The sequence below is a fragment of the Pseudoalteromonas sp. BMB genome (assembly GCF_001709235.1).
GTDB classification, from domain to species: Bacteria; Pseudomonadota; Gammaproteobacteria; order Enterobacterales; family Alteromonadaceae; genus Pseudoalteromonas; species Pseudoalteromonas maricaloris.
The window spans coordinates 33,239-45,453 of the sequence record NZ_MBQA01000046.1 but is presented as its reverse complement, the minus strand read 5'-3'; the positions used below and the strand labels follow the sequence as shown (position 1 = coordinate 45,453).

The 12,215-nt window shown below is 44.3% G+C and carries 11 protein-coding genes; 7 read left to right on the top strand and 4 right to left on the bottom strand.

All coding sequences use genetic code 11. The annotated features are described in order from the left end of the window. Positions 1-8: 8 nt before the first annotated feature. A complete protein-coding gene (nfsB, locus tag BB427_RS03330; RefSeq protein WP_069018935.1) occupies positions 9-668 on the bottom strand; it encodes an oxygen-insensitive NAD(P)H nitroreductase in 660 nt (219 codons plus the stop codon). 96 nt (positions 669-764) lie between these two features. On the opposite strand from nfsB, the gene BB427_RS03325 reads away from it, so the two are divergent. Beyond that, entirely contained in the window at positions 765-1,676 is a 912-nt protein-coding gene (locus tag BB427_RS03325) for a LysR family transcriptional regulator (protein WP_069018934.1), read from the top strand. Positions 1,677-1,680: 4 nt separating this feature from the next. On the opposite strand, the gene BB427_RS03320 is transcribed toward BB427_RS03325, so the two are convergent. After that, entirely contained in the window at positions 1,681-2,529 is an 849-nt protein-coding gene (locus BB427_RS03320; protein ID WP_069018933.1) for a sterol desaturase family protein, read from the bottom strand. A 121-nt stretch (positions 2,530-2,650) separates the two neighbouring features. On the opposite strand from BB427_RS03320, the gene BB427_RS03315 reads away from it, so the two are divergent. Beyond that, on the top strand, positions 2,651-3,619 hold the full coding sequence (locus tag BB427_RS03315; protein WP_069018932.1) for an AraC family transcriptional regulator: 969 nt from the start codon (positions 2,651-2,653) through the stop codon (positions 3,617-3,619). A 191-nt stretch (positions 3,620-3,810) separates the two neighbouring features. On the opposite strand, the gene BB427_RS03310 is transcribed toward BB427_RS03315, so the two are convergent. Continuing rightward, positions 3,811-4,176 carry a VOC family protein gene (locus tag BB427_RS03310; RefSeq protein WP_045988364.1) on the bottom strand — a complete coding sequence of 122 codons (366 nt, stop codon included), beginning with the start codon at positions 4,174-4,176 and terminating at the stop codon, positions 3,811-3,813. A 417-nt stretch (positions 4,177-4,593) separates the two neighbouring features. Between BB427_RS03310 and BB427_RS03305 the strand changes: the two genes are divergently transcribed. The 3 genes from BB427_RS03305 (at position 4,594) to BB427_RS03295 (ending at position 7,944) form a co-directional block, all read left to right on the top strand. Continuing rightward, complete coding sequence (locus BB427_RS03305) at positions 4,594-4,998, top strand: hypothetical protein (RefSeq protein ID WP_069018931.1); 405 nt, start codon at positions 4,594-4,596, stop codon at positions 4,996-4,998. A 388-nt stretch (positions 4,999-5,386) separates the two neighbouring features. Continuing rightward, complete coding sequence (locus BB427_RS03300) at positions 5,387-6,835, top strand: RimK family protein (protein WP_010606541.1); 1,449 nt, start codon at positions 5,387-5,389, stop codon at positions 6,833-6,835. Beyond that, positions 6,835-7,944 (top strand): GNAT family N-acetyltransferase/peptidase C39 family protein, encoded by a 1,110-nt coding sequence (locus BB427_RS03295; RefSeq protein ID WP_069018930.1) that lies wholly within the window; start codon positions 6,835-6,837, stop codon positions 7,942-7,944. Before BB427_RS03300 ends, BB427_RS03295 begins: the two co-directional genes overlap by 1 nt. 66 nt (positions 7,945-8,010) lie before the next feature. Here the strand turns inward: BB427_RS03295 and BB427_RS03290 are convergent, their stop codons facing one another. After that, a complete protein-coding gene (locus BB427_RS03290) occupies positions 8,011-9,849 on the bottom strand; it encodes a di-heme-cytochrome C peroxidase (RefSeq protein ID WP_069018929.1) in 1,839 nt (612 codons plus the stop codon). A gap of 184 nt (positions 9,850-10,033) precedes the next feature. On the opposite strand from BB427_RS03290, the gene BB427_RS03285 reads away from it, so the two are divergent. Beyond that, positions 10,034-11,536 carry an ethylbenzene dehydrogenase-related protein gene (locus BB427_RS03285; protein WP_069018928.1) on the top strand — a complete coding sequence of 501 codons (1,503 nt, stop codon included), beginning with the start codon at positions 10,034-10,036 and terminating at the stop codon, positions 11,534-11,536. Then, entirely contained in the window at positions 11,533-12,204 is a 672-nt protein-coding gene (locus tag BB427_RS03280; protein ID WP_069018927.1) for an Lcl C-terminal domain-containing protein, read from the top strand. Before BB427_RS03285 ends, BB427_RS03280 begins: the two co-directional genes overlap by 4 nt. The last annotated feature ends 11 nt before the right edge of the window (positions 12,205-12,215 follow it).

Here is a 12,215-nt window from a genome sequence, read left to right as displayed (position 1 = left end):
ACTGGGTATTAGATTTCGGTAATGATATCGTCGATAGCAAGGCGAGATTTAGGTAATTTAGCATTAAAATCACCTTCGTCTCGATAGCCCAATGCGACAATAGCAAGAGCATCAAAGCCTTGCTCAGTTAACCCAAGCTCATTGCTGAGAATTTCGGCGTCAAAACCCTCAATGGGCACAGAGTCTATACCGAGTAGTGCGGTGCTTAGCAAAAATTGCCCAAGATTTAAGTAAACTTGTTTGCCAGTCCATGCTTTGATTGCTTCATCGCTGGTTTGATTTAAGCCGACAAAATAGCGACGGCCATTATTCATTTGTGCTTCTACCTCAGAGCCTTTTTCAAATCGGCCATCAGCACTTTCTTTGGCAAGCACTTTATCTAAATGTGCATCATCTATATTTTGTTTTGCAGCAAATACAACAACATGCGATGCATTTAGTACTTTTGCTTCATTAAATTTGTAATTCTCTTGCGTGCTTTTTGCCACTTGAGTTTTTCCAGCCTCAGTACTTGCGATGACAAAATGCCATGGCTGAACGTTGGTACTAGACGGGCTTAGTCTTAGCGCCTGCTTGAGTAGGTCAATATCTGAATCACTAATTTTTTTATTAGGATCAAAGGCTTTTGTGGAATAACGATTGTTAATTGCATCGCGTAATGTGTACATATCAGACTCCTAAAATTGCTTTAAAGACATAATATGGATTTACATAATCAATAAAAAGATGATAATGAGTTAAATAGTTTCAAAAATTTTTTGAAAATGAATACACAAGATTTAATCGTCGTAATGAAAACGGCTCAGCTTGGCAATATTAGTGCGGCGGCTGCGCAGTTAGATATGCAGGTTGCCACAGCGAGCGCCGCGATAAAGCGAGTGGAAAAGCACCTTGGCTTTCAACTTTTTGTGCGTTCTACGCGTAGCTTAAGGCTATCAAAGCAAGGTGAAACTTATTTGCCAATTTGCGAGCAAGCACTTACGCTTTTGGAGAATGGCAAAAAGCAGGTGCTCGACAACGACAACGAAATTGACGGTGAGCTAAGGTTAACCGCACCGTCAGATTTTGGCCGTAATATCCTCCTTCCTTGGCTAGACGAATTACTGGATGAATACCCTAAACTTGCCCTGAAGCTTATTCTTAATGATCACAATCTCGACTTTTATCGTGACGGTGTTGATATCGCGCTGCGCTATGGTGCGCCTGAAGACAGTAGCTTCTACGGCTTTAAAATTTGTGATGTGCCATTGCTGCTTTGTGCCTCTACGGAATACCTCGAAAAACAAGGCATACCAAAGGATCATGAGGAATTAAGTGAGCATCAAGGACTGTTCTTTTTGATCAGAGGCAGTAAGTTTGATACGTGGAAACTAACGAAAAATGAACAAACTTACAAAGTGGTGCTTAAAGGGCGTAGAACCAGTAATGATGCGGATGTGGTAAAGCGCTGGTGTGCGCAAGGAGCGGGTATTTCATTGCGCTCCGCGATAGACGTAGCGGACCAACTAGAGCAAGGCATGGTGCAAAGTATATTAAATGACTACCGCGTTGAATGTAAGCCGCTGTGGTTGATCTGCCCGTCAAAGCAAATCATCAACCCAAGCGTGAGAGTGCTGCGCGATAAACTAAGAGTGTACTGCCAAGCGCTTGTTGAAAAGGCCGAGCGGTATAAATAAGGCACTAAGGTTTGACTGAAGCTGTATTCTTAGGCTTGTCGGGTAAGTGGGTTGGATAACCAAATAACGCCAACCATTTGCTCTTTAAGGTGTTTGCTTGTGAAAAGCGGTGGAACATATGACGCCACTGAGCAAAGTTAACATCTAAAAGGGTCTGCTTTGGTGCCGCACCTCTTATTCCATAGCAAATTGTTATGTCTTCCCGCTCCTCCACAAAAGTGCCAAAAAGCTTATCCCAAATGATGAGCACTCCGGCAAAGTTTTTATCTATATAGTCAGGATTACTGGCGTGATGGACTCTGTGGTGGGAAGGTGTATTAAAGATCCGTTCTACTACTCCTAACCTATTAACCGTTTGTGTATGGACAAAAAACTGAAAAGCCAAGTTGATTGCGACGATGGCAAATACCAAGGTCGGGGTAAATCCAAGCAGTATCATAGGCAGCCAGAACAGCCACATACCGACAATAGGGTAAAGCAAGCTTTGGCGAAATGCAGTGGTAAAATTCATGTTGTTCGAACTGTGATGGACCACGTGTGCACTCCAAAGCCAGTGAATACAATGTGATGCGCGGTGAAACCAGTAATACAAAAAATCTTGCAAAATAAACCCAAAAAGCAAAGAGAAGAGATTTAATTCGATTGTGAATAAGGCAAATTGATGAAGCCAGTAAAAGAGCGGCATCAGCACAAGCAAAGCCAGCGCGTCGCTGCCTTGATGGAGCAAGGCGAGTAGGGCATTGAGTATGGAGTCTCGCCAATCATAGTATTCGTGGTGCTTGATATACTCCCAAGCAACACAAAGTAAAAAGATGGGACTGAGTGCCAGTAAAATTAGCGATACATCAACCATATACAGCTCCTTCTTTAGCCAAAGCTTTGGTACTTTATATGCACTAGCGTAACGGGTTAGCCATTGACAATCCTGCCAAACTGCGCCAACAATTTGTCCAAATACGACAAAAGGAACTGCAATGCACTCCACTTCGTTTGTATATTTTTATAGTGCATGGGTATATCTCCATGACCATTTTACCGATGACAAGAGACTGCAAGGCGAGTTTGCTGAGCTGGTAGCGTCACGGCCTGAACGTGTAGCACTCTTTGAGTACGAGCGGTTGCTTGAAGTAGGGCAGGAGCTGAGCGGCGATCCCTTAATTGGTTTTGAACTGGGTAAAGCCATTCGGTTGCATGACTATGGAGCGCTTGGTTACTTGGTCGAAACCAGTAAAGACTTGCAGCAGGCTATAACCTCATTATTGCATTACGACGCAATTGTCGCCGATATTGGCCTCGCCGTATTCACAAGTGATAGTGACAATGCCAAGTTAACTTGGCAACCAAAAACCCCGCTGGGTAAGCAAGCCATTTTGCGTAATATGACCGCTTGGGTGAGCGCTGCAAGGCAGCTTTTGCGTTCAACTTTATCGCCTAACCAACTCCAGCTTAGCTTTAGCGTGTGTGGCCTAGAATTACAGCGTTTGCAAAGTTGGTTTGGCTGCCCCGTATCACAAAACTGCCCTGAAAATGCACTGTCGTTTCCGTTAGATTTTCTTACCATGCCAGTCGCTACCGTCGATAGCCTAATGCACGAACATATTGAGCAAGCGGTTGCCAAAAGCGTATCAGCGCTTTGTGATAATCATGATTTAAAAACGCGTGTTGCCAATTTACTTGCGGCAAAGCACTCACTGACTGGAGTCAACCAAGCAAGTATGGCTAAGGCATTAAACATGAGTGTGCGTTCGATGCAGCGTAAGCTAAAAGCACAACACACCAGCTTTAGAACCTTACTCGACCAAGAGCGAAAGCATAGATTTGAACAACTCATCGACAACACCAGATTGCTCGATATTGTAGACGCACTCGGTTTTACAGAGCAAAGTGCGCTGAATAAGGTTTGTATAAAATGGTATGGGAAGTCACCGTCAAAGCTAAAGTGAAGAACCGAAGGTAGGTAAGTTTTGGTTTGTTAGTTAAATTCCCAGCATCGGTGCAAATATGTAGTGGGTTTCATCGATTCCCTATCGTGATAAACGTAGTGAATGGTGCTACCTGTTCATATTCAATTCGTTTAATTTGGAAATCGGCAAAGCATAAAGTCAGTTATTGACGCGAAAGTCTTTTTGTTAGGTTACTGATTTTCGGCGATGCGCCACAACACGCCACTTGGGTCAGTAATACAAAATTCGAGCATTCCCCATGGCTGGTCGACAAGTTCAGTTATCTTTACGCCAAACGTTTTGTCCAGCTCGAGTTTTAAAACATGTTCATACCAGCTTTGGGCATCTTCGACTAAAAGGTGCATCATAAAGTTGTTGCTGTGCAATGGCTCATAGAAATCTTGGAGCAAAAAAGAACAAGAGCCAGATTTAAAATATGCGATATCTCCAGATTCAAAAGCCATTTCAAAGCCAATTAGCTGATAAAAGCATTTAGAGCATTCAAAGTCTTTAGCTGGAACAAAAGACTTTATTTCCACGGTATTCAGGTTTGCCATATTTATGTCCATATTGTGGGTACTGTTGGTAGCCTAACATTTTAATATTTATGAGACACGCAGCTTGTGTTAACAATCGCTTGTTGGAGTACAGATAGTGATGTGTGTAACTTGTTTCTGTACTTTCTTTTGTATTTACGGCGCGTTTTCGCGCGATAACCCGGTTTTGGTGTAGAGATACGCTTGAGCGCTAAAAATTGGCCTTTCGATAAACATTTTTGTACCCAGTGAATTAAGTATTTTTATACTTTTTTCACCTAAGTTTGTTCAGCGTTGATGCAAATCGTAGTGGGTGCCATCGATTCCTTGTTAATAGCCATTTGTTAGTCGTTGGAAGCCAACAAATGCAGTGCGTCAGTAAATAAAAAGGCGTGATTATTGCATATAGATTTAGGTCGAAACGAAAGGAGTTCTCTTATGAATATATCAAATACCCAAGCTATTTATGGTAACTACAACGCTGTCGAAGTCGTAAAAAAACAAGATTTAGCCAATCAAAAATCACTTTCTTTAGATTCTGAAAATAAGGAATCGAATACCAATGGCCTTGATATGCGGAACGTATCTCAAGAAGACATAAGAACGTTAGCTAAAGTCACTGGAGATGATCGCGTATGGCAGTACATCCCTTTTGAAGAATTTGAGCTTAAAGGTGATACTCTTGTAGGTGTAGAAAATAAAGACTATTTGGGCGCTTTAGAACGTAGAATTGAGTATAACCGCAGTATAGGCCAACCAACCAAAGATTATGAAGAAACCTTAGCAGCCCTCAAAAGTTATCAAGGTTATATTTTACCTAAGAAAATCAGTGTAACCGCTTAAACGCAAAGAGTATAAATCGCTGACACCCACCTCAACTAAAGCGCTCATTGCTCGTGGCATTCCTAAGCATGCCTACCGCTTGCTATTTCATCCTTGATATCTGTTTGTAAACACGAGAAATCTTAATCGTTTCAATCGAATCTGATTGTACGTGCTTTTATGGTTTTTAACTGTTTGAAAATAAAGTCTTTTATCCCAACTATCGACAGCAAGAAAGATTTATCTTGATAATCAAAATTACTCAATTGCTAAGTGCTATATTTAAGATTACAACTACTCCACTTTTATGTGGGCCCTTGAATTTGCCCACTAACCCTATGTTAAATCGTGGGGTGCCTAAACCATCATGTACTGATGTGCTAACGCATCGCCACCTAAGGATATTTAGATGCTATCTACTCTATTCGTTGTTGATCAAAATGCAGATGTACTGCCTTTGGCAAATAACGTAGTGACGTTTGAAACGTATTTGCAAGAGTACCCAAAGCTCGGTGAATCAAAACTTCGAGTGATTAATTTATGTGACTGTGACCGTTATTTGAGCCAAGGTTATTACTGCTCTTTACTTGCTGAAGCGCGTAATCACCAAGTGCTTCCGAGTCTAAAGGTTATTAATGGTTTACGTGATGGCGATAATGCGTTGTTTTTATCGCAAGCTTGGTTTGATAAGCGTGGGATCGCAATTACCGATGACGCTGAGCTGATCATTTGTATGGGCGAAACCCAACAGCCTGAGTTTAGTAAGTTGGCGGCGTATTTATTTCAGCAATTTCCAGCGCCTTTACTAAAAGTGACATTACAGCAGCAAGACAAAGGCGTGCGTGTGCAGGTGCAGCGACGCGACTTTTCGACTCTGCAGGTGGCGCAGCTTGAGTTTTGTACTCAAGTATTAGGTCATGTGCATGCCACTCAGTGGAACAAACGTAAGAGTCACAAAAAGTATCGCTGGGATATCGCGATGCTGGTGGACCACGATGAAAAGTTGCCGCCAAGTAACAAAGGGGCGATCAGCCGCTTTGTAAAAGCGGGTGAAAAGCTTGGCATTAAAGTACATCCATTAGAAGCGGCTGAGTTATACAACTTAGGCCAATACGATGGGCTATTTATTCGTGAAACCACAGCGATTGATCACCATACTTATCGCCTTGCGCAAGAAGCAGAGCAAAAAGATTTAGTGGTAATTGATGACCCAAGCTCGATCCTACGCTGTTGTAATAAGGTGTTTTTACATGATGCCTTTAATTACAAGAAGGTGCCAAGTTTAGAAACGCGATTTGTGAGTCAGTGTAATGAACAAGTAATCGATAAACTGATTGCTGAGTTATCGTTACCTATGGTGCTTAAAATGCCTGAGAGTTCGTTCTCAAAAGGCGTTTTTAAAGTAAAAACCAAAGAAGAGCTTGGCGAGCGTTTACAAGAGCTGATGAGCGTCTCTGCGATTGTGTTGGCGCAAGCTTACTTATACACAGATTACGACTGGCGTATTGGGGTATTAAATGGCCGTGCAATTTACGCATGCCGTTACCATATGGCACGTAACCATTGGCAAATCTATAACCATGAATCAAAACGTAATTTCTCGGGTGGGTTTGACACGCTACCAACGTTTGAAGTGCCAAAGGCGGTGTTACGTGCAGCGTTAAAAGCGGCGGCAGTCGTGGGTAATGGTTTGTATGGTATTGATATTAAAGAGCACAACGGCAAAGCCTACGTGCTTGAAGTAAACGACAACCCAAATATTGACCAAGGGGTTGAAGACAAATATCTCGGTGACGAGCTGTACATGCAAGTAATGTCTGAATTTTCAAGACGTCTTGAAGCGAGAGGTAAAAAGTAATGTTGCAAGCCGCGTTGGTGCTTGAAAAGGCGACACAACAAGATTTGAACTCACTGAATGCGCTGGAACAAAGCTGCTTTAGCGCAGATAGACTGAGTCGTCGCCAACTCAAGCATTACATCAGTTTTGAACATAGCCTGCTGCTCACTGCAAAGTTGGCCGGGGAACTTGTGGGCTATGGGTTGCTTTGGTTGCACCAAGGAACGCGGCTAGCAAGGCTTTATTCATTGGCGGTATCGCCTCATCATCAAGGTAAAGGGATAGCACGCCAACTGATGTCTGAGCTTGAAGTCAGAGCGGGTGAAATGGGCTGGTTATATATGCGCTTAGAAGTGGCTAAACGCAATGACACGGCCATCGGTTTATATAAACGCATGGGTTATCGTGTATTTGGCGAGTATCAAAACTATTACGCGGATCATGATGACGCGCTAAGAATGCAAAAATGCGTGCGTAAGCTGTCGCAAAAGGCGGTGTTGCATCAGGCTCCTTGGTATCAGCAAACGACAGACTTTACCTGCGGACCGGCGTCACTGATGATGGCAATGGCAAGCATAGATCCAGGCTGTATGGGCGATCAGGCCTTAGAGCTTGAGATATGGCGTGAAGCGACCACCATCTTTATGACCGCAGGTCACGGCGGCTGTCACCCATTTGGATTGGCATTGGCTGCGGAGCGCCGTGGTTTTGCAGCAGAGGTGATGGTGAATACGGCGGGCCCGCTATTTTTAGATGGCGTGAGAAGCGCGCAAAAAAAACAGGTGATGACCTTAGTTCATGAGCAATTCCGTCAAGAGTGTGAATATCGTGATATTGCTATTCATCAAGCTGATGTAAAGCTTGAACAGGTTGAACAATGGTTGTTACAGGGCAGTGCGGTATTGGCTTTGATCAGCACTTATCGGCTAAACGGTAAAAAAGCGCCGCATTGGGTGCTTATTACGGGGTTGGATGAGTTGTGTTTATATCTTAATGACCCTGATGTTGAGGATGACCAAAACCCTATCGACTGCCAGCAAGTACCCATCGCAAGGTCGGATTTTGAAAAAATGATGACGTTTGGCGCAAGCAAATTAAGTGCACTGGTGGTGTTGCACGAGTCATTTTAACTAACGTTTTCGGTTATAAGTCAAAGGGCCTGTATTCGGCCCTTTGTTTTTAGCGCTACATGGCGTTTATAGCGTTTTCAAAAACTCAACGATTTGCCATTTTTCATTGTCACTCAAGGTAGTGCCGTAAACGTGACCGCTGTTATCATTGCCCGGCATCACCTCACCGCTGGCTTTGTTCACTTTGAACTCGTTCATACCTTGATGAGTAATATATCCAACATTGATAGGGTCGAATTCACGACTGCCAACCCAGAAGGTATCTGGGCGCGACTCTGGTGATTGTAATAGTGACCATAGGTTTGGCACAGAACCATTATGTAAATAAGGCGCGGTTGCCCAAATTCCATTTAACGGCCTTGCTTTGTAGACACCCGCGTCGTAAAAACCATCCACACAATCTTCGTTAGTATTGGGGGTTAACTGTTGTCTATTTGCCAAATAGACTTTGAGGCGCTCTTCAATGGATTTTTTCACGGTGGTTTTCTTACCATCTGGCCCGGTGCGTTCTGCTATTAAGCCCGCTTCGATTGCTTTGATGGGATCTTTTAGCACTAGACCCACCACGCCATTTACTGGGATATCGATAGCGCTATCCACGGCTTGGAATTTGTCTCCCGCGATAATATCGGTTTTTGTGCCTTCCAAGAACAGTGTTTTTGCCATATGGCAGCTTGCGTTATTAGACATAGTGGGATCGGTGCCTATCTCTTTTACCGGTACTTTTACTGCTTCGTAATCCTTGAGTAGATTTTTTTGGTCAATTAATTGATGGCAGTTGGCGCAATTTGCTTGGAATAGCATTTTTCCTTGTGCCGCCTTATTGGTGTCAATCCCTGGAAGGTATTGCTCAGGCCAAGCTGGTGGCAGAAGTGTTTTTACCCACGCTTCTAGTTGCCCTAACGCATGCATGTCTACCGTTGAGCTATATCGAGCATGTTTCCCCCAAACGCGCTGCCAAACCGGCGCCTCTTCAATGGATAACGAACCAAACACACCGACAACTTCACCAATGTTGCGTACTAATGGGCCGACCACAGGAATATTGGGGGCAGAAGCATTCCACTGCACAACATTTGACTGGTGCGTCCCCCATAAAAATGGATAGGAGACGGGGGCGGTGGGCGCATTTTTATTGTTAAGGTCGTCAAGCGCAAATGCCGTGCCGGCGTTTTGTATATTGCCAAACGCATCAAGTCGAGCATAGCTGGTAAAATCGTCTGGATAGTCTTCGGGCAAGTCATTAACGGTTTGTCGCTCGGCGGTTGCAAGCGCCACATGCTTGAGATCGTCTCGTAGATCATCAATCAATTCTTGCGATGCCCCTTCTTTTAATACGCGCATCGCGAAACGGCTAAACTTTTGATTATCGTTAAGGGTCGCTTCTAACGCAGCATTTAGGCGGCTAAAGAAGAGTACAAAGTTGGCGAGGGTGGGCGCACCTTCTACCAAGATTTTTGTGCCGTTATAGTCAATTTGGTTCGTGTGACATGCCGCACAGGTCATCCCGACCCAAGCTTGTCCCGTGGTTTGATTGTTATGCACGGCAAAACCGATGGGCAAGCCTGAAGGGTTATTGGCGGCGGTTTTACTGGGCAGGTAGCGCAGCATTTCCATATGTTCGCTATCGCGAAAGAGCTTTTTACTGTTGGGTTGCTCTAACCAAGTAAACCAAGTATAGGGAATGATTTGTGACCCTTGGCCTGTAAACCAAAAGTCTTGCCGAAGTTTATCTGACCACCCTTGATTGAGCCAAACTCGCTCAGGCACTTGGCCAGATTCTGCAACTGGGTCGAGCGTTTCTTTGGGCACCGAAGGTTTTTTACTTGGTGAGCTACAACTTGCGAGAAACAGTGTGCAAGCCACTGCCGCACTTACATATTTTATTACTAGTCTGTTGTTCATGTTGAACTGTCCATGACGGTGGAAGTATCAACTACCTTAGTACAAACTTATTAACAATCAAGTTACACGACATTACACGTGCCGCTAATTCACAAGATGAGAAAGTCTCATCTTTCCAAATATGAAATATTTATGTAAATTTGTTTGTTTACACTAAATTTACTTTATTCATTTGGGAGCGGTTGTGCGTCGAAGTAGTTTTGCCATTTTTCATGTTATGGCGGTAATAGTTATCTTGGTTGGGTTACTGACAGGCCCTCGCTTGGGTATTATCAATCATGATTTTCTGGCGTTTCTTTCGCCTTTGCTTCCACAAGGCGCGTTGCTGTCAGTGCACGTGTTATTTGGTTGCTTACTCACCTTGATTGCGATTGTTTTTACTGTGGCAACCATTCGCGCACCGTTTCGTGGCGTACCAAGCAAGTTTGATAAAGCCGTTAACTATTTTGGGTATCTGGTTATCGTGCTGAGCATAGTCACAGGATGGTTACTTTGGCTCAATCCAGAGAGTCTCAGTCTAGTCATTCATGGGTTATCAGCGGCAGCCATTTTTTTGTATTTGGTGTTGCATGGCATAAAGCACACCGTGTTTAAGGGCAAGCAAGTACTGAGCGTATTAGTGCCCAGAAACGCGCTTATTTTGCTCAGTTGCAGCATTGCTCTAGTGTATTTTTGCGGCCTTGGCATAAAGCTTATTGTTGCAGAGCAGCATTTACGGTTAGAAGTTGCACCGCTATCAAGGCAAAGCCACCTTGAAATAGACGGTAAAGGAGATGAGCCACAATGGTTGCGTGCTAAGCCTATTAAGTTAACTACATTTGGTGGTGCAAACTTCTTGGATGGGAGTAGTGAGGTCGAAATAAAAGCGTTGAGCAACCATGATGAAACCTTCTTTCTGATCCGCTGGCAAGATCCGACCGAAAGCCTAGAGCATCTGCCGCTGGAAAAAACCTCGGACGGTTGGCAAGTACAAGAAAATGGCTTTTATCGCTTTGACGAGCGCACTTATTACGAAGATAAATTTGCCATCATGCTATCGACTACCTGTGAACTAGGTGGCGATGGCACCGTTCAATACGGCGATGCGCCGCTTGCGGGCAAGCCCCGTAACTGGCATGGCAAGGGCTATCATGCAAGTACGGACGGCCGCACGCGAGATTTATGGCACTGGAAAGCGCTGAGAACCAATGACATGTACTTGGCCGATGATAATTTTTTTGGGCCGCCTCAAAGCGTTGCACTTGGGCAAAGACGCTACACCGCAGGGTATCAACCTGATGGCAAAGAAAGCGGTGCTTATGTGATGAACTGGCGCTGGTACTCACCGACTGAGGTTACGCCAAAGCGAATGCCAATCCCATCGCCAGATATCACTGAGCGCAAAGTCCTTGATTGGTTTGCCAGCGAAACCTACAACCCACAACAAGACATGGCGAAAATTGGCGAACAGTTACCGTCCGTGTTGTACCGTTCAAATCGTTTTGAGGGAGATAGAGCCGATGTTAGGGCTAGGGGAGAGTGGCACGATGGTTATTGGACGCTAGAGCTGGTACGTAAACACCAAACGCATTCTCCCCTTGATGTTGAACTGCGTTCTGGTGTTTGCATGTGGGTCTCCGCATTCGATCACGCACAAATCGCGCATACTCGTCATCACAGAGCGATTCAATTGAGGTATATGTTATGACCGTTGCCTCACGTTTAATACTTAGTTTAGCGATTGCCGCTGTGGCGATTAGCTACTTGTTATTCAGCGCCCCTGAGCGAGAAATTCCAACTCATGCACGCTTTATTAAAGTCACCAATGACATGCAGTTTTTGTCTGTATGGCAGGGCCCTTGGCATTGTGTCTATGATAAAAAGCTTAATCTGCTTTGGGAAGTAAAACGAGATGATGAGTCTATTCACGATGGCTATTGGAGTTACTCTTGGTATGACGGTCAATTTGGTCATGCTGATCAAGGTGATTGTTATTTCGAAGCATCCCACTGCGATAGCCAAGATCTGATCCGTAAAACCAATCAAGCTTCTTTATGTGGTAGTGCCGAGTGGCGCTTACCTACACCTGATGAGCTGCGCTCTTTAATTCAAACACCAAATAGTCCTGGAAAGCCCCATATCGCAAGTGATTTTTTCCCACACATTAAAAATGGTGACTATTGGAGTGGTGAGGTTGGCGTGCCGTTACCCAAGTCGTTTAAGCGTGAAAAGTTAGGAGCAACGGCCGTGAATTTTCAATTGGCAGAGACGCTTTCGCTCCCTTATGCAAACGCCGCATTTGTCATGTTGGTGGCTACGCCGTCAACACCACTCTCATTGGCTCAAAGTCGTGTTGAGCCTGTTACTCTAAACTAGGATCCAAGGAA

Excerpts from the sequence above, each read along its gene's own strand:
- nfsB (WP_069018935.1), bottom strand. The coding sequence starts at position 668 with ATGTACACATTACGCGATGCAATTAACAATCGTTATTCCACAAAAGCC.
- BB427_RS03325 (WP_069018934.1), top strand. The coding sequence starts at position 765 with ATGAATACACAAGATTTAATCGTCGTAATGAAAACGGCTCAGCTTGGC.
- BB427_RS03320 (WP_069018933.1), bottom strand. The coding sequence starts at position 2,529 with ATGGTTGATGTATCGCTAATTTTACTGGCACTCAGTCCCATCTTTTTA.
- BB427_RS03315 (WP_069018932.1), top strand. The coding sequence starts at position 2,651 with ATGCACTCCACTTCGTTTGTATATTTTTATAGTGCATGGGTATATCTC.
- BB427_RS03310 (WP_045988364.1), bottom strand. The coding sequence starts at position 4,176 with ATGGCAAACCTGAATACCGTGGAAATAAAGTCTTTTGTTCCAGCTAAA.
- BB427_RS03305 (WP_069018931.1), top strand. The coding sequence starts at position 4,594 with ATGAATATATCAAATACCCAAGCTATTTATGGTAACTACAACGCTGTC.
- BB427_RS03300 (WP_010606541.1), top strand. The coding sequence starts at position 5,387 with ATGCTATCTACTCTATTCGTTGTTGATCAAAATGCAGATGTACTGCCT.
- BB427_RS03295 (WP_069018930.1), top strand. The coding sequence starts at position 6,835 with ATGTTGCAAGCCGCGTTGGTGCTTGAAAAGGCGACACAACAAGATTTG.
- BB427_RS03290 (WP_069018929.1), bottom strand. The coding sequence starts at position 9,849 with ATGAACAACAGACTAGTAATAAAATATGTAAGTGCGGCAGTGGCTTGC.
- BB427_RS03280 (WP_069018927.1), top strand. The coding sequence starts at position 11,533 with ATGACCGTTGCCTCACGTTTAATACTTAGTTTAGCGATTGCCGCTGTG.